General features: G+C 67.1%; 14 protein-coding genes and 1 tRNA gene. 9 read left to right on the top strand and 6 right to left on the bottom strand.

The window, feature by feature from the left end:
- The first annotated feature begins 71 nt into the window (after positions 1 to 71).
- The 4 genes from tmk to KJK29_RS16385 all read left to right on the top strand — a co-directional run bounded on the left by tmk (position 72) and on the right by KJK29_RS16385 (position 6,777).
- A complete protein-coding gene (tmk, locus tag KJK29_RS16400; RefSeq protein WP_215119904.1) occupies positions 72 to 3,407 on the top strand; it encodes a dTMP kinase in 3,336 nt (1,111 codons plus the stop codon).
- A gap of 194 nt (positions 3,408 to 3,601) precedes the next feature.
- Complete coding sequence (locus KJK29_RS16395; protein ID WP_215119903.1) at positions 3,602 to 4,807, top strand: DNA polymerase III subunit delta'; 1,206 nt, start codon at positions 3,602 to 3,604, stop codon at positions 4,805 to 4,807.
- A gap of 123 nt (positions 4,808 to 4,930) precedes the next feature.
- On the top strand, positions 4,931 to 6,595 hold the full coding sequence (locus tag KJK29_RS16390; RefSeq protein WP_215119902.1) for an alpha/beta hydrolase: 1,665 nt from the start codon (positions 4,931 to 4,933) through the stop codon (positions 6,593 to 6,595).
- Between the two features lie 108 nt (positions 6,596 to 6,703).
- Positions 6,704 to 6,777, top strand: a tRNA-Thr gene (locus KJK29_RS16385).
- A gap of 248 nt (positions 6,778 to 7,025) precedes the next feature.
- Here the strand turns inward: KJK29_RS16385 and KJK29_RS39170 are convergent.
- Positions 7,026 to 7,148, bottom strand: a complete 123-nt coding sequence (locus KJK29_RS39170) for a hypothetical protein (RefSeq protein ID WP_255961287.1) — start codon at positions 7,146 to 7,148, stop codon at positions 7,026 to 7,028.
- Positions 7,149 to 7,544: 396 nt separating this feature from the next.
- On the opposite strand from KJK29_RS39170, the gene KJK29_RS16380 reads away from it, so the two are divergent.
- From KJK29_RS16380 to KJK29_RS16360, 5 genes are read left to right on the top strand one after another with little or no spacing between them, the layout of a single operon-like run.
- Positions 7,545 to 9,338 (top strand): hypothetical protein, encoded by a 1,794-nt coding sequence (locus KJK29_RS16380; protein ID WP_215119901.1) that lies wholly within the window; start codon positions 7,545 to 7,547, stop codon positions 9,336 to 9,338.
- Complete coding sequence (locus KJK29_RS16375) at positions 9,338 to 11,488, top strand: DEAD/DEAH box helicase family protein (RefSeq protein ID WP_215119900.1); 2,151 nt, start codon at positions 9,338 to 9,340, stop codon at positions 11,486 to 11,488. Before KJK29_RS16380 ends, KJK29_RS16375 begins: the two co-directional genes overlap by 1 nt.
- A 55-nt stretch (positions 11,489 to 11,543) precedes the next feature.
- Positions 11,544 to 11,729 carry a hypothetical protein gene (locus KJK29_RS16370; RefSeq protein WP_215119899.1) on the top strand — a complete coding sequence of 62 codons (186 nt, stop codon included), beginning with the start codon at positions 11,544 to 11,546 and terminating at the stop codon, positions 11,727 to 11,729.
- On the top strand, positions 11,726 to 13,804 hold the full coding sequence (locus tag KJK29_RS16365; protein ID WP_215119898.1) for an AAA family ATPase: 2,079 nt from the start codon (positions 11,726 to 11,728) through the stop codon (positions 13,802 to 13,804). Before KJK29_RS16370 ends, KJK29_RS16365 begins: the two co-directional genes overlap by 4 nt.
- Positions 13,804 to 14,280 carry a DNA phosphorothioation-associated protein 4 gene (locus KJK29_RS16360; RefSeq protein WP_215119897.1) on the top strand — a complete coding sequence of 159 codons (477 nt, stop codon included), beginning with the start codon at positions 13,804 to 13,806 and terminating at the stop codon, positions 14,278 to 14,280. Before KJK29_RS16365 ends, KJK29_RS16360 begins: the two co-directional genes overlap by 1 nt.
- 68 nt (positions 14,281 to 14,348) lie before the next feature.
- Here the strand turns inward: KJK29_RS16360 and KJK29_RS16355 are convergent, their stop codons facing one another.
- The 5 genes from KJK29_RS16355 to dndB all read right to left on the bottom strand — a co-directional run bounded on the left by KJK29_RS16355 (position 14,349) and on the right by dndB (position 21,344).
- Positions 14,349 to 16,091, bottom strand: coding sequence for a DUF262 domain-containing protein (locus tag KJK29_RS16355; RefSeq protein WP_215119896.1), 1,743 nt, complete (start codon positions 16,089 to 16,091; stop codon positions 14,349 to 14,351).
- A 131-nt stretch (positions 16,092 to 16,222) separates the two neighbouring features.
- The gene (dndE, locus tag KJK29_RS16350; protein WP_215119895.1) at positions 16,223 to 16,603 is read right to left on the bottom strand and encodes a DNA sulfur modification protein DndE; all 381 of its coding nucleotides are present in this window, start codon (positions 16,601 to 16,603) and stop codon (positions 16,223 to 16,225) included.
- The gene (dndD, locus tag KJK29_RS16345) at positions 16,593 to 18,623 is read right to left on the bottom strand and encodes a DNA sulfur modification protein DndD (RefSeq protein WP_215119894.1); all 2,031 of its coding nucleotides are present in this window, start codon (positions 18,621 to 18,623) and stop codon (positions 16,593 to 16,595) included. Before dndD ends, dndE begins: the two co-directional genes overlap by 11 nt.
- Positions 18,610 to 20,208 (bottom strand): DNA phosphorothioation system sulfurtransferase DndC, encoded by a 1,599-nt coding sequence (dndC, locus tag KJK29_RS16340; protein ID WP_215119893.1) that lies wholly within the window; start codon positions 20,206 to 20,208, stop codon positions 18,610 to 18,612. The genes dndD and dndC overlap by 14 nt, the downstream gene beginning before the upstream one ends.
- Complete coding sequence (gene dndB / locus KJK29_RS16335; RefSeq protein WP_251057822.1) at positions 20,205 to 21,344, bottom strand: DNA sulfur modification protein DndB; 1,140 nt, start codon at positions 21,342 to 21,344, stop codon at positions 20,205 to 20,207. The genes dndC and dndB overlap by 4 nt, the downstream gene beginning before the upstream one ends.
- Positions 21,345 to 21,346: the final 2 nt, after the last annotated feature.

Below are 21,346 nucleotides of genomic sequence, written 5' to 3'. Positions count from 1 at the left end.
TTCGGTGTCGGGGCGTGCGCATGTCAGACCGGGCCCTCCAGGCTGTCGGTGGCTCCCGATAGGCTGAACGCATGACGCGAGCCGAGCACCCCACGGCCTCTCCGCCGGCCCCCGACGATGCCCTGGTCGCGGACTCCCGCGAGCGCGCCGTCCGCGCCCTGCTGCGCCGTCCGCAGTTGAAGCGGCTCTGGAGCGCACAGCTCGTGGGCGGTGTGGGCGACACCCTGGCCCTTCTCGTGCTGGTCCTGCTCACCCTCCAGGCGGCTGTCGCCGAGGGTGCGTTCGGGGGCGGCTACCGAGGCGTGGCGTTCGCAGTGGCGACCGTTTTCGGGGTGCGCATCCTCGCGACGCTCCTCTTCGGCGCCGTGCTCCTCGGTCCGCTCACGGCGCTCACCTCGCAGGACGGCCCGCTCGACCGCCGCTGGACCATGGTCGGCGCGGACGGGCTGCGTGCCGTGCTGCTCATCATCGCGCCGCTGTGGATCGACTGGATGCCCGAGGACGCGCTGGCCATGCTCCTCGTCACGGCCTTCGTGACCGGAGTCGCCGAGCGCTTCTGGACGGTGTGCCGCGAGAGCGCGGCCCCCGCGCTGCTGCCCGCACCCCCGCCGGAAGGCGCGACGGTCCGGCCGCTGCCCGACCACCTGGACGCCCTGCGCCGGCTCTCGCTGCGCACCGGTTTCGTCGCGATCCCGCTCGCGGCCGTCGTGCTCGTCGTCGCGGCCCTGTTCAACAATCTGCTGGGCGTCGGCATCGACTGGTTCGGCCAGCACCAGGCGGCCCTCGCCTCGTACGTGGCGGCAGGGCTGTTCGCCGCCTCCCTCTCCGTACTGACCTTCCTCGAACTGCCCGCCACCCGCACCCCCCGCGCGCGGTCGCCGCTCGAGGGGCTGCGCCGTCCGAAGACCACCGCCGGCGCCGACAAGGGGCGCACGGGCGCGATGCCGCTGCTGGTGCTGGCCTGCGCGGCCGTCGCCGCCGCGGTGTCCGCCGCCGTCGCCGTGGCCGTGCTGCACGCCAAGGACCTGGGCGGCGGCCCGGTGCTCTACGGCCTGTTCGTGGGCGTGCTGACCGGCGGTGTCGTCGTCGGCATCCGTACGGCGCCCGCCCTGCTGCCCGCCCTGTCGCGCCGCCGGCTGCTCGCGCTGGTGATCGCCTTCACCGGTATCGCGCTGCTGGCCGCCGGGCTGGTGCCGGACGTCACCACCGTGCTGCTGATCCTCGCCCTGGCCGGTGTCGGCGCGGGTATCTCCGCCAACATCGGGCACACGCTGCTCGACCAGGAGGCCGAGGAGTTCCGGCGGCCCCGTACGACCGAGCACCTGCACGCGGTCGTCCGGGTCTGTGTGGCGCTCGCCGCGGTGATCGCGCCGCTGGTGGCGGCGGCGATCGGGCCGCACCGGCTGGAGAGCGGCAAGTTCGTCTTCGCGCACGGCGGCGCGGCCTTCACCCTGATGCTCGCCGGCGCCCTGCTGCTGCCGGTCGCCGCGCTGGTGCTGGCCAAGGTCGACGACCGCTCCGGCGTGCCGCTGCGGCAGGACCTGCGGGACGCGCTGCTCGGCGGCGACGACCCGGACCAGGCGTCCGCGACCTCCGGTTTCTTCATCGCCCTGGAGGGCGGCGACGGGGCCGGCAAGTCCACGCAGGCCGAGGCGCTCGCCGAGTGGATCCGCGGCAAGGGCCACGAGGTCGTGCTGACGCGCGAGCCGGGGGCGACGCCGGTGGGCAAGCGGCTGCGGTCGATCCTGCTGGACGTGTCCAGCGAGGGCCTCTCGCACCGAGCCGAGGCGCTGCTCTACGCGGCCGACCGGGCCGAGCACATCGACACCGTCGTACGGCCCGCCCTGGAGCGCGGCGCGGTCGTCATCTCCGACCGGTACATCGACTCCTCCGTGGCCTACCAGGGCGCGGGCCGAGACCTGTCGCCGACCGAGATCGCCCGGATCAACCGCTGGGCCACGAACGGGCTCGTGCCGCATCTGACCGTCCTGCTGGACGTCGCGCCGGAGACCGCCCGCGAGCGGTTCACCGAGGCGCCCGACCGGCTGGAGTCGGAGCCCGCCGAGTTCCACGCGCGCGTGCGGTCCGGTTTCCTCACCCTGGCCGCGGCCGACGCCGGGCGGTACCTGGTGGTGGACGCCGGCCAGGAGCCCGAGGCCGTCACGACCGTCATCCGGCACCGGCTCGACCAGGTGCTGCCGCTGTCCGAGGCCGAGATCAAGGCCCAGGAGGAGGCGCGGAAGAAGGCCGAGGAGGAGGCCCGCCGCAAGGCCGAGGAAGAGGCCGCCCGCAAGGCCGAGGAGGAGCGCCTGGAGCGCGAGCGCCAGGAGCAGCTCGCCCGGCTGCGCGCCGAGGAGGAGGAGCGCAAGCGGCGCGAGCTGGAAGAGGCGCAGCGGCGCGAGGCCGAACGGCAGGCGGAGGAGGCCCGGCGACGGGCCGAGGAAGCGCAGAAGAAGGCCGAGGAGGAGCGGGCGCGGCTCCTCGCGGAGGAGAAGGCCCGGGCCGAGGAGGAGGCCCGCCGCAAGGCCGAGGAGGACCGGCGCCGCAAGCAGGCCGAGGAAGAGGCCCGGCTGCGCGCCGAGGCCGAGGCGCTCCGCCTGGAGAAGCAGCGCAAGGCCGAGGCGGCGCTGCTGCGGGCCGAGGAGGCGCGACGGCTGGCGGAGGCGGCGGCCGCGGCGGCGGAGGCAGGGCCGAAGAGCTCCACCCAGAGTTCCCCGCAGAGCTCTCCCCAGAGCTCTGGCCAGGGTTCCGCTTCGCAGGATGCTTCCCGTACGTCGGCCGGCCAGGACGCGGCGACGGTGCCGACGCCCGTGGTGAAGCCGGAGAACGCTCCGGGTGGCTCCGGGTCCGGGTCGGGTGCTGCCTCCGGTTCCGATTCCGGTTCCGGTTCTGCTTCCGGTTCCGTCGACGAGACGACCGTGCTGCGCCGGGTGCGGGACGACGCCGAGGTGACGGCCGAGCTGCCGAAGCCGCCGGTGCCGCCGACGGCGGCCGAGGAGACGGCGGTGCTGCCGCCGGTTTCTCCCCGGGCGGGCGACGAGACCGAGGTGCTGCCCGCGGTGCGCCCCGGGGCCGAGGAGAGGCCCACCTGGGCAGAGGACGAGACGGCCGTGCTGCCGCCCGTACGCGGGGACGAACCGCCCGTACGCGGGGACGGACCGGCGGACCGGGTTCCGCCCGGGTACTTCCGCGACGACTCGCCAGCCTCCCGCCCCGACGGCACCGATGACCGTACGCGTGAGCTGCCCCAGGTCGACGCCGAGGGCGAGCCGCGCCGCCGCCGGTCCGACTGGGCGGAGGAGACGCCGCTGGACGACCTGCCGTCGCTGGCGGACGAGCTGCTCGGACCGCACGACGACGACCCGGACGAGGGCCGGGGACGCCGGGGGAGGGGCCGGGGCCGCTGAGGCCCTGCCCGGCAGGCAGTTGGCAAGATCACCGGCTCCGGCCCTCTGAGGGCCGGAGCCGGTTGTCAGTGGCCGGCCCCACAATGGATCTCGCAGCGGGCAGGCCTGTCCGCGGACGCGGCAGAGCGGTTCTCGGACGCGGCAGTACGGTTCGCGGAAGCGGACGCGGACGTGACGGAAGGGCGGCGTGACCCATGACCGTGTGGGACGACCTCGTCGGGCAGGCGAGGGTGAGCGAGCAGCTGGGCGCTGCCGCCAGGGACGCCGACGCCCTGGTCACCGCGGCCACGGCCGACACCCCTCCGCCCGAGGCGTCGAAGATGACCCACGCGTGGCTGTTCACGGGCCCGCCCGGAGCCGGGCGGAACCAGGCGGCGCGGGCCTTCGCGGCGGCGCTGCAGTGCGTCAGCCCCGACCGGGCCCTCGGCGGCTCCCCGGGCTGCGGCTTCTGCGACGGATGTCACACGGCACTGGTGGGCACGCACGCCGACGTCACCACCGTCGCCGCGGTCGGCTCGCAGATCCTCGCCGACGACATGCGCGACACCGTCCGCAAGTCGTTCACCTCGCCGGCGAACGGCCGCTGGCAGATCATCCTCGTCGAGGACGCCGAGCGGCTGAACGAGAAGTCGGCCAACGCCGTCCTCAAGGCCGTGGAGGAGCCCGCCCCCCGCACGGTCTGGCTGCTGTGCGCCCCCTCCATCGAGGACGTCCTGCCGACCATCCGCTCCCGCTGCCGCCACCTGAACCTGAGCACGCCGTCGGTCGACGCCGTCGCCGACATGCTCGTACGGCGCGAGGGCGTCGAGCCGGAAGCCGCCGCCGCGGCGGCCCGCGCGACCCAGGGCCATGTCGACCGGGCCCGCCGCCTGGCCACCGACCCGGCCGCTCGCGAGCGCCGTGCCGCCGTGCTGCGGATGCCGCTGCGCGTCGAGGATGTCGGCGGCGCGCTCAAGGCCGCCCAGGAGCTGGTCGACGCGGCCGCCGAGGACGCCAAGCAGCTCGCCGAGGAGATGGACACCAAGGAGACCGAGGAGCTGAAGGCCGCACTCGGCGCCGCCCAGGGCGGCCGGATGCCGCGTGGCACGGCCGGTGTGATGAAGGACCTGGAGGACAAGCAGAAGCGCCGCAGAACGCGCACGCAGCGCGACAGCCTCGACCTCGCCCTCACCGACCTCACCGCCTTCTACCGCGATGTCCTCGCCCTCCAGCTCGGCTCCCGCGTGGCCATCGCCAACGCGGACGCCGAGGACGCCCTGGAGCGCCTGGCCCGTGGCAGCTCCCCGGAGTCCACGCTCCGCCGCATCGAGGCGATCGCCGGCTGCCGTGACGCGCTCGACCGCAATGTGGCGCCGCTGCTCGCGGTGGAGGCGATGACGATGGCGCTCAGAGCGGGCTGACACCCGGTGCGGTCGGGGCACGCTGGGGTCTCGGAGGAACCTGGGGGATTGACGTTGTAACTCGTACGAGGCACGACACGCACGCACGGCACTCATTCCGTCGCGCAGAGTTACGCTCGCTGAATGCACACAAGGCGCACTCCCCGCACCGCCTCCCGCTCGGTCTTCCGCTCCGCCTCCACCCCCGCTTCCCGGCGCGGGGGCTCCGGCGGCGCCCACCGCAGGGCCCGTGGCGGAGTCAGGACCGCGATCGGCCTCCTCGCCACGGCCGCGCTGCTGGTCTCCGCCTGCTCCTCGGGGAGCCCGACGACGTCCGCGGCCTCGGCGGCGGCGGAGCCGGCGACACTGGCCGCGCTGCCGAAGTCCGTCCCCGCCGCGCTCACGTCGTACTACGCGCAGAAGCCGGCGTGGCGGGGCTGTGGCGTCCCCGGCTTCGAGTGCGCCACGATCAAGGCACCGCTCGACTACGCCAGGCCGTCCGCCGGTGACGTCCGGCTCGCCGTCGCCCGCAAGAAGGCCACGGGCGACCGGCTGGGCTCGCTGCTCGTGAACCCGGGCGGGCCGGGCGGTTCGGCGATCGGCTACATGGAGTCGTACGCCGGCATCGGCTACCCGGCCGAGGTCCGGGCCCGCTACGACATGGTGGCCGTCGACCCGCGCGGCGTGGCCCGCAGCGAGCCCGTCGAGTGTCTGGACGGGCCGGACATGGACAGGTACACGCAGACGGACATCACGCCCGACGACGCGAAGGAGGGAGACGGGCTGGTCGCGGCGTACCGGACGTTCGCCGAGGGCTGCGGCGCTGACGCGCCGAGGCTGCTGCGCCATGTGTCCACCGTGGAGGCGGCCCGGGACATGGACATCGTGCGGGCGGCGCTGGGCGACAAGAAGCTGAACTACGTCGGCGCCTCGTACGGGACGTTCCTCGGGGCGACGTACGCCGGGCTCTTCCCGGACCGGGCGGGCCGGCTGGTGCTGGACGGCGCGATGGACCCGTCGCTGCCCGCGCGGCGGCTGAACCTGGAACAGACGGCGGGCTTCGACACGGCGTTCCGGTCGTTCGCGCGGGACTGCGTACGGCAGACCGACTGCCCGCTGGGCGGCGCGGGCACCTCGCCCGAGCAGGTGGGCAAGAACCTCAAGTCGTTCTTCGAGGAACTGGACGACCAGCCCGTCCCCACCGGCGCCCCCGACGGCCGCCGCCTCACCGAGTCGCTCGCCACGACCGGTGTGATCGCGGCCATGTACGACGAGGGCGCCTGGCCACAGCTGCGCGAGGCGCTGACCTCCGCGATGAAGGAGGACGACGGCGCCGGACTCCTCGTCCTGTCCGACGGCTACTACGAGCGTGACGCCGACGGCGCCTACAGCAACCTGATGTTCGCCAACGCGGCCGTGAACTGCCTGGACCTCCCGCCCGCCTTCGACACCCCCGACCAGGTGCGCAGCGCGCTGCCGGACTTCGAGAAGGCGTCCCCCGTCTTCGGCGAGGGCCTCGCCTGGGCGTCGCTGAACTGCGCCTACTGGCCGGTCCACGCCGCGGGTGAGCCGCGCCGCATCGAGGCGAAGGGCGCGGCCCCCATCCTGGTGGTCGGCACCACCCGAGACCCGGCGACCCCGTACCGCTGGGCCCAGGCCCTGGCCGGCCAGCTCTCCTCGGCCCGCCTCCTCACCTACGAGGGCGACGGCCACACCGCCTACGGCCGCGGCAGCGCCTGCATCGACCGCACGATCAACGCCTACCTCCTCCGAGGCACCCCGCCCGAGGACGGAAAGCGCTGCTCATAACCGCAGCCCCCGGCCCCGGAGCGCCCCCCTCCGGGGCCGGTACGGAGCACCCTTCGAAACTGTGTAGACTTACCGTCGTTGCTGATCGCACCATAGTGCGGACAGCGCGCCGCCTTAGCTCAGATGGCCAGAGCAACGCACTCGTAATGCGTAGGTCTCGGGTTCGAATCCCGAAGGCGGCTCAGAGAAACCCTAGGTCACATGAATCGTGACCTAGGGTTTTCTGTTGCTTGTCCCTCCGCTGCCCTACCAACTTGCTGGTGCAGGCGGTACTTGGCCTGGAAGGTGCGGGCGGCGGCCTCAGCGTTCCACCGTTCGCGTCCTTCGGCCGTGACGGCGGCCAGTGTCGGTGCGCTGGTCGGCGGCATGGGTGCGAAAACGGTTGATCACGGAGAACGAGGGGCCGCGGGAATGCGTCGTCGCCGGTGAATCAGTGCAGGGCGTCCCAGGTGGGCGTCGGGTGCTTGTAAGTGAGTTGGCGGACCTCGGAGGCGTAGCCGACTGCTGGGTAGATCAGGCTGATCGGCGGGAGATGGCCGAGGTTCGCGGCCATCTCCAGGACGTCGACGACCGACCTCGCGGATTGCCCCAGCCAACCGGCTCGATGGAGCCAGCCCTTGCCGCTGAGATCGGCGGAAGCAGGCCATCGGGCATGCAGGCCCGGGCCCGATCTGGAGGGGTGCTCGCTACATGGACGGCGGGCGTGAGGCTTGAGGAAACCACGCCCGCCGGTCTAGGTCTGCTGCAGATCAAGGAACCATGGATGCGTTCAGGACGTCCCCTGTACCGTTGAAGCGACAGCGCTTTCGCTGGTGTCTCAGGAGGGGGGAGAGGCATAGGGGCCAATGACGTCTTTGGCGCGCGGTGACCGGCGGCAATCCGATCGCCGCGTGTGATGAGGGGCTGATCGCAGCGCGCTGACCCTCGTCGACCCCTGCCTCTGAGGGCCATGAACGCATTCGACCGTTGGTACAAGGGGCTCAGCAGCTTCAACCGGGACCTCATCCTGCAGCACTTCTGCGCTGAGGTCCCGGTTCCGCTGGGCGAGCTTGCTGCTCAGCATGCCCTTCTTCGGGAGACTGCGCGGCAGTGCCGAAACTTCCTCATGGACGAGTTCAACCGCAGTGTCGAGGGAAATTCCACACTCCGTGCCTGGATAGAGCAGGCGGAGTTTGACCTGCGGAAACCTTGCCTCGTCAGTTCGTTTCTGGACCGCCACGCCTGGCTTGGCGAGAACATTGGGGACAGGCTCACCGTCCTCCGCCTGTTCACCGGCATGCGCTGGCTGGATGCGACCACCTCCTCCGCGTCCCCGACCGGACAGTGGATCTTCATGAATGATCTGGGAGAGTGTGGCGCCGCCACGGTGAGAGCCCTTGATCTTGATGTCGAAGAGGTGATGAGCCTGTCGGCAGCCTCCGCCCTCCTGGAGGCACGCCAGGTGCCTGTCCCCAGCGATCTCGACACCCTGCGTCAGTGGCTGATCTACTGCGGTCTTCACCACGAGGGCAACCAGATCTCGTTGCCACAGCCGACTGAGACCGCCGCCGTCTCAGACGGGCTGTCCGAGCTGATCGAGCAGCTCTTCGCCCTCCTCCTAGTAAATAAGAACGGCGAGAGAGTTATTACTCTCGGTGACATTCTTGGTGAGGCGAAGACGGTAGACGGAGAGCTTGGAGTAGTCTCCCGCATGCTCCGCGACACCACCTTCAAGGCTGGCGAGGGCTGGGTTGTGCCGGATCGCTCCACCGATTCCGAACGGCGTCGAGCAATGCGAGGCGAAGGAACCTCGGCAGAGCAGAATGCTACGGAGGGTAATAGCCCTTCGGGCGCAACCGAGGAAGTCAAAAACAGGGAAGCAGAGAGTGGCGGATCCATTCCGCTTGCAGGCGCGCTGGCGGATGCCGGCGAAGCGGGTCTGGAGGCGTCGCCCGGAGACCTCATCGCGCAGCTCCTCGAAGGTTGCACTGAGGGCATGAGCACCTCGCTCATCGAGGGTGCACTGGACGGAGTCGTGCCGCAGGGAGAGGTGGCAGAGGCGCTCTTCACGGACGCGCGCTTCGCGATCACGGCCAGGGGAGCCTGGTGCCTCCAGGACGGTTCGGCCGACACGACTGCACCCTCCGCTGCAGCGATCCCGGCCCGGGGACTGTCCTCCCGAGAAGGAGCAGCATCCGCCTCGACCACAGAGGCCGCCAGCGGCGTCGGCTCGCGCGGCGGGCTTCAGCGTGAGCGCGAGCGCCTCGACAATGTGGAGGCTGCCTTGCGCGAGGCGGACACCCCGCTGACTGTCGAGGAGCTGAAGGAACGCACGGGCGCCACCATCGGGATCCAGTATCTGCGGCAGCAGATCGAAGGGGATGCCCGCTTCAGCCGGAGCCAGCGGAACCAGTGGGCGCTGACCGAGTGGCGTCTCCCGGTGTACAAGCCGATCAAGGAACTGATCTCTGACATGGTCGATGCGCACGGCGGCCAGGTTGAGGCAGACAAGGTCGTGGCGCTGCTCCGCCGAGACTTCGACATCAAGGAGTCGAGCCTGCGGGCCGCCATGTCCAATGCGCCCTTCACTGCACGTGGAGGGATCGTCCGCCGTATAGGTGAAGACCTGGACACTGGCACCGAGGAAGCCGCTGTACCCGCAGCCCGCACCGCTGAGACCGACGCGTCGGCCGAGCAGCGGCCCCGCCCCGTCGACGAGGCCCCCAACGTGGACGACCTCATGGACCACCTGGGGTTGATCTGATGGCGGCTTCCCCTTTCCTCCGCGACTGTGGCGCGGAGTCCGACTACCGCAGCGACCGCAGCAACCTTGTCGAGGACTTCTACCTGCCTGCCCTCGCCGCCTCCAGCGCCTACGACCGGGCTGTGGGCTACTTCGCTGCGTCCGTGATCGCCACGCTCGGGCAGGGAATCGACGAGTTCACCGCGCGCGGCGGCACCATGCGGATCATAGCCTCCCCTTACCTTGACCCGGCCGACATCAAGGACATCGAGGACGGCTACGAGCTGCGCGAAGTCCTCCAGCGTGCTGCCCTTCGCGACCTGGAGCAGGCGGTCGAGGACGCGCGGGCAGCCCGCGGACTCGGCAAGCTCGGACAACTGGTCGCCGAGAACCGAGTCGACTTCAAGCTGGCCTATGTCGAAGAGCGTGGCCGCGTCGGCATGTACCACGAGAAGATCGGTGTCTTCCGGGATGGCCGAGACGTCATCGCCTTCAAGGGCAGCGCCAACGAGACTCGCTCCGGTCTCGTCGGCAACTTCGAGGCGATCGAGGTTTACCGGAGCTGGGACCCGAGCGATGCACGCCGGGCCGCGCGCATTAGCAAGGACTTCGATGACCTCTGGGAGAACCGCACGCAGTTGCTGCGTGTCATCGCGTTCACCGAGGCCGCCAAGGTGATCGTCGAGCGCAGCGCCCGGGCCACCGCCGACCAGTACGAGCTGGACGACCTCCCGACCGGCGGAACCCCCATCCGCACCGCCCCGCTGCCCCCACCTGGCACGCTCGCGATCCCGCCCAGCCTGAAGGTTCGCGACTACCAGAAGGAAGCTGTCCAGAACTGGTTTCGCAACCAGTGCCGAGGCATTCTTCGCATGGCCACAGGCACAGGCAAAACCCTGACCGCGCTTTCCGCCGCCTCCCAGCTCGGCACGCTCCTTCGGAAGAATGATGCGTCCGCCTCGCTACTCACGGTCGTAGTGGCCCCGTACCAGCATCTCGTCGACCAATGGGCCAAGGACGTTGAGTGGTTCGGCGTGACGCCGTTGCGGGCCTACGAGGCGACCAGCAAATGGTCCCCGCGCGCTCACAGCCTGCTCCAGAACATCGCCCTCGGCGGTACCCGAGGCGGCGTCATCGTCACCACCAACGCCACCTTCGGCGGCGATGCCTTCCAGAACCTGCTCAGCTCCTACCAGGGGCACCTCCTCCTCATCGCGGACGAGGCCCACAACCTCGGCGCCGCGCACCTGCGTACCTGCCTCCCAGAGAAAGCCCAGTACCGCCTCGGCCTCTCCGCCACCCCGGAGCGCTGGTTCGATGAGGAGGGCACCGACGCCCTCACCGACTACTTCGACCGAGTCGTCTTCGAGATGGGCATCGGCGAAGCCATCCGCCGCGGCGCCCTGTGCCGCTACACCTACACGCCCATCCTCGTGGAGCTGGACGACGAAGAAGCCGAGCTGTACGCAGAGACCAGCGCAAAGATCGCCCGCCTGATCGCGGCCGGCACAGACCTGAAGGAGACCGCCGATCGGGACAGCCCGCTCGGCCGACTTTTGAAGAAGCGCGCCGACATCATCGGCCACGCCCGCGGCAAGCTGGAGATCCTCCATGCGGAGATCGAGAGGCGCCGGGACACCAGCCACCAGCTGATCTACTGCGCCGAGGGCAAGCACCCCCTTCTCTACGAACACGGCACCGACGGCCCGCGCCAGATTGACCAGGTTATGGAGGTGGTCGGCAACGAGCTGCACATGCCCGCTGCCCGCTACACCTCGGAGACGAAGCGCTCGGCCCGCCTAGACATCCTGCGCCGCTTCGAGAACAACGAGCTCCAGGTCATCTCCTCCATGCGCTGCCTGGACGAAGGCGTGGACGTCCCGGCCTCCCGGACCGCCTACCTCCTGTCGAGTTCCTCCAACCCTCGCCAGTTCATCCAGCGCCGCGGCCGCGTCCTGCGTAAGGCACCTGGCAAAGAGCGCGCGGACATCATCGACTTCGTCGTCGTGCCGCCCGCGGGCGGGGACGCGATTCAGTACGAGACCGAACGCAGCCTGCTCCGTCGCGAGCTGGCTCGCGTCGAAGAGTTCGCCCACCTCGCTGACAACGAGGGGGACACCCTCAATGCCCTCCGCCCTGTGCGCGAGCGCTACGGCCTCTTCGACACCTGAGCCCCGCAGGTACCCCCATTCCTTCTGTACCGCTAACTCGAACCAGGAGCAACCCGTGAGCGATGAAACAGCTGGCCAGCCTCCCGCACGAACGGTGCGTGACGTCCTGAACGATCTGCCACGGGAAGCCAAGATTCTCGTCCAGAAGGTCATCGACCTGGAGACCGAAAACATCCACATCAGGGAGACGACCAAGGTCGTCCCGAAGATCGTCGACGCCGTGAGGGAGCTGACCAAGTGAAGCTGCTCAAGCTGACGCTGAACAACTTCCGCGCCTTTTACAGTGAGCAGGTTCTCGACTTGTCTGTCGAGGAGGGAAAGCCCGCTGTCCTCGTCTTCGGGAACAACGGTGCCGGCAAGACAACTTTGCTCAACGCATTTGCCTGGGCCCTCTACGGCACCTTCTCGGAGGACGTGGAACAGCAGCATCGCGTCATTCACGACAAGGCATGGGCGGATACCGCGTTCGGTGAGGACGCCACGGCCTCGGTTCGGCTGGACTTCGAGCACGACGGGACCCGGTTCTCCGTGGTCCGGCACGTCACCGTTATCAAGGAGAAGGCGGAGCAGGAGCCCGTCGAGCCTGAGCTGACGGTCACGGAGATCGGGACGGACGGCGAAGCCCAGAGCATCCTCAACGGCCAGGACCGGATCGAGAAGATCCTACCCAAGGGCCTGCGTCAGTTCTTCTTCTTCAACGGTGAGCGCATGGAGAAGATGTTCTCCGGCGATGTGAAGCGGGAAGGCGAAGGAAAGAATCAGGAGGTCCAGAAGGCTATCAAGACCCTTTTGGACTTGGAGGCTATCGAGCGTGCTCTGGAGGACCTGCCGAAGGTCTCCCGAAAGCTCGCCAGCGAGATCGACTCCAAGGAGGACAGCAGGCTGAAGCAGCTGTCCGACCACATGGACCACCTCGCCACCCGCGAGAAGGAAGAGGTGGCAGAGATGCTGCGCCTCTCCAGCGAGATCAGCGCCTTCCAGAAAGAAGTCCAGTCCATTGACCGCGCCCTGCTCCAGAACAGGGAGGCGGAGCCGCTCCAGAAGAAGCGGGACTCGCTGACCCGTCGGATCAAGGCCGCGCACGACCGGCACATGGAGTACAAGAGCCGCAAGCGTGAGCTGCTGTCGCGGCACGGCTTCCTGGCTTTGACCAGTGGGATCGACACCAAGGTGATTGAGCTCGCGGACGACATGCGAGAGCGCCGTCAGCTGCCCGCAGGCATCCAGCGCAGCTTCATCGAGGACATCCTCGAAGCCCAGCTGTGCATGTGCGGCCGTGAGGTCCGCGAGGGGACCCAGGAGTATGTGGAGCTGGACAAGCGCAAGTACAACGCCGGTCTCGAGGACGTCCAGGAGAGCTGGATGCGGGTCAGCGGCAAGATGAAGAACCTGGAGGAGAGGCGCCAGGAGATCCTGGAGCAGCTCACCCTCAATGCTTCCGACATTCAAAAGGCAGACGCCGAGATCAGCGAGCTTGAAGCGGAACGCTCCGATGTCGATCGGCAGCTGGAGGGAGTGAACATCCAGGACGTCCAGCGCCTCATCGAGCGCCGAAAGAACTACGCCTCCAAAGAGACCGACGCCCGTGTCGCGCACAAGGAGGCTGAGAACAAGGTCACCTCGATCAAGCAGGAGGCAGAGGCCACAGGCCGTCAGTACCGGAAGGCTGAGGTCAAGAGCGAGAAAGCCCGCAAGGTTCAGGAACAGGTCGAGCTCGTCGAGAAGGTGCGTGCCGCCCTGAAGGAGATCCTCGAGATCAAAACCGAGGAGGTCCGGGACCAGCTCGACAAGAAGGTCAAGGAAGTCTTCTCCCGGATCTTCATCAAGAGCTACGTACCCGAGCTGAATGACGACTTCGAGCTGGAGCTGCACACCGCGAGCGGAGTGGCCATCCGCTCCACCGGTGAGAACCAGATCCTCGGCCTCAGTTTCGTCGGCGCGGTCTCCGAGGTTGCCAGGAACATCAGTGCCCGAAAGAAGAACAGGGGGGAGGCGACTATCGAGACCGGCAGCGGCGGTGTCTACCCGGTCGTCATGGACGCCCCCTTCGGCAGCCTCGACCTGACCTATCAGGAAGAGATCTCCAAAGCCCTGCCGGCGCTCACATCTCAGATCATCACCCTGCTCTCGCAGTCGCAGGCGCGGGGCAAGGTCCTGGAGAACCTCCAACAGGCTGCCAACCGGATGTACGTACTGCGCTCTTACACGCCGAACCAGTCGGCGGGCGAAGAGACGATCGTGATCAATAACCGTCAGGTTCCGTACGTGTCACACGGCGACTTCGAGCACACTGTTCTGGAGAAGGTGACCTTCTGATGGCCTACACGGACCGATTCCGCCGGCCTCACGCGCATGAGGACCTACTCGGTAAGCTCACCGACAGAAAGACCGGGACGTTCGCGACCATGGTCGAGGCGATGATGTTCGCCGCGCTGCTCGGCCGCCGTCGAGGCGAGCGCAAGCCGTTCGACCAGGCTGATGAGCCGATCCGCCTCGCGCTCATGGAGAGCCGTGACTACGGGGAGGTGCTCCTCGACATGCTCGGAGCCGTCGAGTGCCCCGACGACCCGAAGATCCTCAGCGCGGACCGCCAGCCTGAGCGGGTCCTCATCTTCGAGGAGTACGCGAACGCCGGCCTGTCCCACCTGCAGACTCTTATAAACCGTCAGTCCGACCAGGATCTCGACACGATCATCTCGAACCTCGTCCTCGAGGGGCTTAGGACGCCGCCGCTGGAGGAAGAGAAGGACGATGTTGGCGACATCCTCGCCAGCGCTGATCTGGACTGGTAAAGCTGCTTCTTTCACGGCAGGAGTGGCAGCCGGAAGCCTTTCGGCTGCCACTCCTGGTGATTTCTGCGTCAGCGCGGCCAGGTCTTGACTGCGAGTCCGGCAAGGACGGTCTGCCGAAGTCGGATGCTGTCTGGGGTCCACTCGCTCTTCTCGCTGATCTTTCTGGTCAGCTCGAAGCCCGACTCTTTGAAGACCTCGACCTTTTCGATGAACGGCTTGTTCCCGATCTTGGAGTTCGCTCCAGTCTGCAGGAGCACCATGTTGCCAATGCGGTAGACCCAGCTGGCGGCGTCCTGCTTGTTCCCACTCATCTTGATGAAGTCCTCCCAGTCGGCTTCCTTGGCGTTCTGAGGGAACACGTGCTCCAGGTTGACCTGGCTCGGGTTGCTGTTGGGGACGAACTCCGGCTGGGATTCCTTTCGCCTTGTCGTCTCCAGGGCGCTCAGGTAGTACCGGGCAAGCTTGGAATCGCTTCTTCCTACGGTGGCGAGCGCGAACTGCTCTCTGAAATCGGTGTCGGAGGGGATGAGGTCCTCGACGCGCAGTCGGACCTGCGCGGTGGTGGTGACCTCGCCCTTCCGGATGGCGACCGCGATCTGGGAGTACTGGTCTTCGAATCGACCGCGGTTCATCATGCTCATGATCATGCCGCGCACTGACCAGTTCACCATGGCCCGGAGGAGCTTCTCGAGCTCGTGGGAGTGGAAATGCTCGACTGCTGCCAGCAGGAGGATCTTGTTGGGAACCAGGTCGAATATGGCGAGTGTGTCGAGAGCGGGACGGTGACCGTTGCCACTGCACTTGGTCGCCCAGAAGTCGCTCTCCGGGTTGGAGAGCGCGGTGTAGGCGTGTGCGGCTGACAGGAGGTTCTCCGAGAACTGCAGCGCCTCCTGTCGGTGGGTCACCTCCTTGCGCATTTCCGCGTAGAGATCGCGCTCGGTGATCTTGCCGACCTTCGAGCTCCAGTAGTGGCGCAGGAACTTGGTGAACTTCGCATCGGCAGCCCCGAGCTGGAGCGTTCCAAGTGACTGGTGCCAGTTGTTCCGCACTGCGTTGAGGTTCTGCTGCTCGCCGGCGGCTCCGAAGAGGTGGTTCTTCAGGAGGTCTGCGGTGGTCAGGTCGGCGCCTCGGTTGTTGAGGGTCTCGAAGATCACGTAGGCGTCTGCCTCGGTCGGGGTCTCGACCACGGCGAGCTGCGCCCGGTGCTGGATGTAGCTCACCCATTTCTCGAGGACGTTGGCCGCGTCCATCCCATGCAAGCTGCGGAACTGCGAGACCTTCTCCCGGAAGAACCGGTACGCCTTGACGATGTCGGAGTCGGTCCTTGAAGGTTTCCCCGGGAGCGCGGTCCCGGTGGTGATCCCGAGGAAGTCGGGGTTGTCGCTCTCATTGAGCTTGAGGTGTGGCTCCGCGTACCTGTCGTTCCATGCCTTGCTGGCTAGGAAGGTGCGGCTGATGCCTACAGCCTGGGAGTCGTCCGCCTTGATCAGGTTCCCCTCCAGGGTTCGCAGCTCGTCGCGGATGGCAGCGATCAGGAGGGAGGAGGTGACCAGCCGCTGCTGGCCGTCGATGATCCGCTTCCGAGTCCCGTCGCCGTCCTGGGTGATCACGATCGTGCCGAAGAAGTACTCCTCCTTCGCCCCGCCATTGATCGCCCGGCTCAGGTCGGTCCAGTAGTCGAGGACCTCCTGCTCTACCTTCCAACAGTACGAGCGCTGGAACTGGGGAACGACCAGGCGATTGTTGCGCAGGACCTCACCGATGCCGACGAGGTAGAGCTGAAGCGAGGTGCTGCCGTGTCCCGATGCCATACAGGGCAGCCTATGTGTCAAAGAGTGAAGTGGATCTATGTTTCCTGATGACTGGTCGGCATCTTGTGAGGGGTGGGAATGGGCCGATTCGCGTAGGCGAATCGGCCCTAAGATGAGCGATTCCTGACAAGCTAGACGGTTGCCACTGCCCCGATCAGCCCCTCGATCGCCGTCATCTCCTTGTGCGCACCCAAGTACCCGATCCCCCGGGCCAGATGGATCGTCAGCGTCTTGGAGACATTCTCGTCCGTCGGCTCCAGTCCGTCGGCCACGCAGCGCTGCTTGAGCAGGGCGAGGTAGAGGTCGCCGTGGGGTCCGGCGAAAGTCTTCCAGGACATCTCGACGTTGGAGTCGGTGACGACCTCACGGACCAGGGGGGTAGAGGCGTCCGCGAGGGAGAGCGCCAGGGCCCAGCGGCACAGGACGTTCCACTGTGTGATGCCGGTGGTGCGCTTCAGACGGCTCAGGCGGTCCTTGCTTGCGGTGGCGAGGCGGATGTTCTCAAGCGACATGGCTGGCTCCTGCGCTCCACCAGTAACCCTCGACGACGCTGGTGGTGAAGGTGGTGTCGTCGTGGACCAGAGTGTAGGTGTGGGCGACGGACTTCTTGAGGCGGCCAAGCAGGTACTCGTCGATCTCCTCATCGGTGGAGAGGAGGAGGACTTGGTCGCTGGCGTATGGGAAGTATCGGTCCACCAAGTGCTCACGGTGGCGGCTGTCGAGCCGACCGAGCGGCGTGTCGATGACGTTGGGCAGGTGGTTGCCGGCGACCTTCATCAAGCCCCAGAGGAGGGAGACGGCGAGTAGCTGGCGCTCGCCCGCGCTGAGACGCCCGGGGTCGATCGGCTCTCCATCGGCGTCAGCCAGGGTGAGCGTGAACTTGTCGGTGTCGATGCGGAGGTCGTTCACCAGGCCCTGCTTGCGCATGAGGGTCTGGAAGCTCGTGAGCATCGCTACCTCGAGGCGGCTGATGTGCCGCTTGAGGAGGGCATCGCCGAACTGTTCCAGCGTCTTCCGGGCCTTCTCCGAGTACTTGATGATCCGCTCGACCTCTTCGGCCTTCACCTTGGTGCGGACGAACTCTTCGTGGGCACGCTGAAGGGAGGCCGAGACGTATTCGAGGCGGCGCTTCAACTCCTCGACGTTGCTGAGGCTGTTCTCGTGCTCCCGTTCCAGCCGTGCGACTTCCTGGAGCTGGTCTTCACGCTCCTTCTGGATGGCCTCGACCTTGCTCTTGGCCGGTACACCCGCCAGCTGACGCTCCAGCTGCACACGCTCTTCGGCGGCTTCCGCAGCCTGCTTAAGAAGCTCGGCAGCCCGTGTCTTGTCACGACTGAGTGCCTCGTCGAGTGCCGACAGCTGGGGGAGCGTGTCCGGGGAGAGTTCGAGATCCACCGTGAGGCCAGCGGACTTGGCGCGTTTGGCGCGGTCAGCCTCCAGCTTCTCCATCACGGCGGTTTTCGTCTCGGCAGGGAGCATGTCCAGTAGCCACTGGTCGCGCTCTTCGAGTACCCCCAGTACCTGGTGGGACTCGGCTGCCGTACGCTCGCGATCAGCCTGCTTGCGCAGCTCTTTGAGGTGGCTCCCCAGCATGAGGAGCGGAAGCGGGCCTGCAGCCAACTGGACGAGGTAGCTGCGGGTTTCGGCGAGGCGAGCACAAACCTGCGCGTAGTCGCGCTCGATCTCGACGCGACGCTCGAAGAGGTTTCCGCCTTCCTGCTTGTAGGCAGCCTCCAGCGTTTCGAGAGTGCGCCGAGCTTTGACGAGCTCGCTATTGCGCTGCGCGGCCTGCTGTTCTGCGTTCTCCAATGCGGCGTCGGCTGCCTGCCGTTCCTGCTCCTCCGCGTGGATCTTGTCCATCAGATGCTGCTCTTCCTCCGACAGCTTCTGCCGGCGCTGGAGCGCGAGCAGGTCCGTACGGAGTTGCTGGACGGTGCTGACGCCGAGCAGCGAGTGGATGGCCGATTCGATGACCGATGCCGCGCGCTCGGGGTCGGCGAGCGATTCGATCTTCTCTCCGTCGAAGAACGACAGTGAGGCCACTTCGAGGGGGAGCAGGCTTTCGATGTGATCGGCCCACTCCTGACTGAGAACCCGGCTGTACTTCAGCTCAGGTGCGACGTGTCGCCCCGGCTTTGCCCTGGAGCCGTACTCCTCGTCGACGAACGCGTTCACGAATTCCTTGAGCGTCGTCTTGCCGCTGGTGTGCCAGCTGCGGACCACCTTGTAGTAGTGCTCCGTGCCGTCCACCGTGACCGTGAACTCCAGGATGATCTGCGCACCGCGGGTTGGGTCGGCTTCCCGGTTGATGCTCTCGCGGAGGTACGTCTCGTACGACTTGCTGCCTCGACCGCTGCAACGCGCTCGCGGCCCGTACAGCGCCAGCTGGATAGCGTCGAGCAGGGTGGTCTTGCCGCAGCCGTTGAGGCCGCCGATGAGGACGATCGGCTTGCTCTTCTTGGTGGTCAGATCCAGCGACTGGGTGCCGCGGTAAGCCCCGAACTCTTCGAGAGTGATCTTACGCAGGAGCATCGATACCGGTTTCTTCGTCCAGGGTCAGGTGGGTCGGCGATTCCTCACGCCACTTGTTCTTGCGCTGCGCGAAGTCGATGGCGTCGGCGCTGTCCTCGTAGTACCCCTTCTTTACGGCGGTCTCCAGCGCCTGGAAGAGGCCAGCGCGTCGGGACATTGTCCGGTACTTGCGCTCGACGGAGAGCAGCTCGCGGACCATGTCGTAGTGCAGGTCGTCGTCCTCGCAGAGCTCCTTCAGGAGCTCCATCTCGTCTGCGCCCATGACGAGTTGCTCGTCCAGAGGTCCGCCTGGGAAGTCCTCGCCCGTGGACTCCTTGTATATACGGGGGAGGGAGTCCTCGACCTCGTGCTTGTCGAAGACCCAGATGCGGCGGATCTCGTGCAGCTCGTCGAGGGTGATCAGTTCGATGTTCTTGACGTGCTCCGGCGCGTTGGCGCGGATCCAGGTCTGGGCGTCCAACAGGTCCTTGAGCCACTCCTGGCGAAACTTCTGCAGGTACGGGCCGTGGATCGGGACCTCTTCGCCGTCGGTCCGGCGCGTGTAGACCGTGACCTTGCCGTTCATGCGGCGGAAATCTCGGGCAGGCTGGTCAGGGCGGGGGTACGGGAGCTTCCGGCCTGCGGGAAGTCCTTCCTCGCCTTCTTCGAAGTAGCCGAACGGGGCGTCGAGCTTGTCGCGGAGGTCCAGGAGCGGCCTCATCCACTCCTTCTCGTCGTCGTTCTGGATCATCGCCGACATCGACTTGTCCTGCTCGACTAGCGTGCACGTCCAGCACCCGAAGCGGCTGGAGCCGCAGGAGGGGGTCGTCGAGTCGACCACAAGAGGGCACTCGCCATCGCCGGAGGCGCCCTGGTACATGGTGAGGAGATCCTGATTGTTGTAGCCCCACGGGTTGGGCTTCTGCATCAGGTACTCCCATACGTCGTCGTTGGTCCAGTCTTCGACCGGGCTGTAGACGAGGGAGTTGGGAAGGTTCGCATTGGGGGAGAGGCGATCACGGACGCGTCGCTTCTCGTGCTTCTCCATGGCACGGGCGCGCGCCTGGCTCTCGGTCTTACGGATACCGAGCACCATGATCGCCTCGCCATGTGCTGCCACGACGTTTCGGATGAAGGAATTGGAAGGCTTGATCTTGAGGCGCTCGGTGCACCAGCGGAACTTGGGGCGCGGCGCCGGGTAGCCCCGACCGATCAGGTTGACCCAGAAGGTGTCCTTGATCTCCGGCGTCAGGCGATGGGGCTCGATCGGGAGGCCCTGCTCGGCGGCGGCCTTCTCCATCGTCTCCAGGGACGTCGTCACCCACGCCGCGACGACGGGGTTCTCGACAAGGGTGTCGGTGCTGATGACGTGGACCGTCTTGGTGCGCTGCTCCGCCGGCAGAGCAGCGATGGCGTTCCATACGAGCTGGAGGACCGCGGTGGAGTCCTTGCCGCCGCTGTATCCGATGACCCAGGGCACCTGGTCGGCGGTGTAGAGCTCACGGACCTCGTCTGAGAGCTTGGCGATGACCTCTTCGAGGGGTTGCCCGTCGAACGGCTTCCGCCGGACCGGCGTGATGCCGAGTTGCAGAGGGATGGTGCTCATGCTTCGCCTCGCAGGTATGCGTCCTCTACCCGCTGCTCTTCGGCGCTGAGGCCGAGGCGCAGGTGATTGCGCAGGTAGTTGACTGTCAGGGTTACATTCTGGTGGCTTTTGGAAACACGTCCACCGACGATGGCGCGGCCCTCCCAGTCTGTATTCGACCGAGTCCAGTCGACCTTTTTCAGAGGGGAAAGTTTCCGTTTCCATTTACTGGGCGCGGTGGATTCCCGAAGGAGGGAATTTCCGATGCGGCCGAGAGCATGCAATGCGATTCCGTGACTGTGGATGAAGTCGCGCCGCATCTCGCGTGCCGAGAGCTCTCGCTTGCGAACCATCTCCCACTCGGGAAGTGTCGTGTCGATGTGCTGCCAGTACTCCTGCGCCAGCTCGGCTGCGGCGTCTGCCTTAATCTCCAGGCCCTGGAGGAGGGATTGGGTGCCGTAGTAGAGAGCACTCAAGGTGAACATCATCCGGGAGCGGGCGGAGAGGGTGCTCTTCTCCATCTCGACGTAGCCCTTGAAGACCGTGCACTGGCCGGCCAGCGTGCGCGCGACCTGGGCTTCGCTGTCCCGGTGGTCGTAGAGGACGCCGATGGACCGGGCCGGACGCACCGCGTGCCGGTTGAGGTCCGCGAACATCTGCTGCGAGCGGGCGAGCCCCGCGTCATGGAAGAAGACGACGGCGATCGTCTCGTTACCGATGTCCGGGTTCCCCTTGAGGGCGTGCTCGATGGCTGCGCGCCGGTGCTGGCCGTCGTTGATCAGGAAGCGAGAGTCCATGGGGATGCGCAGCTGCCCGGCACGGAAGGCGTTGCCGTCGGAGCCGAGAGGGTCGAACTCCATGTCGCCATCGACGGATGCGGTCAAAGCACTGAAGACGTAATCCTCTGGATTGTCCAGAATGTACTTCGTGAGTGCCGGGAGGCGTCCCTTGTTGAGGATCCGCTGGGCGCGCAGTTCTGGCGAGAGCTCGTCTTCGTCGAAGATGAAGATCTTTGGGATCAGGCGCAGGGGGCACATCGAGACGTAATACTCGCGCCCTGCCTGGATGCCGCGGATGGCAGGGAACGTGTACTCGAACCCCGTCGAGGTGCGCGGAGCTACGACTCTGGTTGCTGGTGTCGCTGCTTCGATCTCCACCC

It is taken from the genome of Streptomyces koelreuteriae (genome assembly GCF_018604545.1).
Lineage (GTDB): Bacteria > Actinomycetota > Actinomycetes > Streptomycetales > Streptomycetaceae > Streptomyces > Streptomyces koelreuteriae.
The sequence above is the reverse complement of the archived record's forward strand: the minus strand, read 5'-3'. Positions and strand labels throughout refer to the sequence as shown.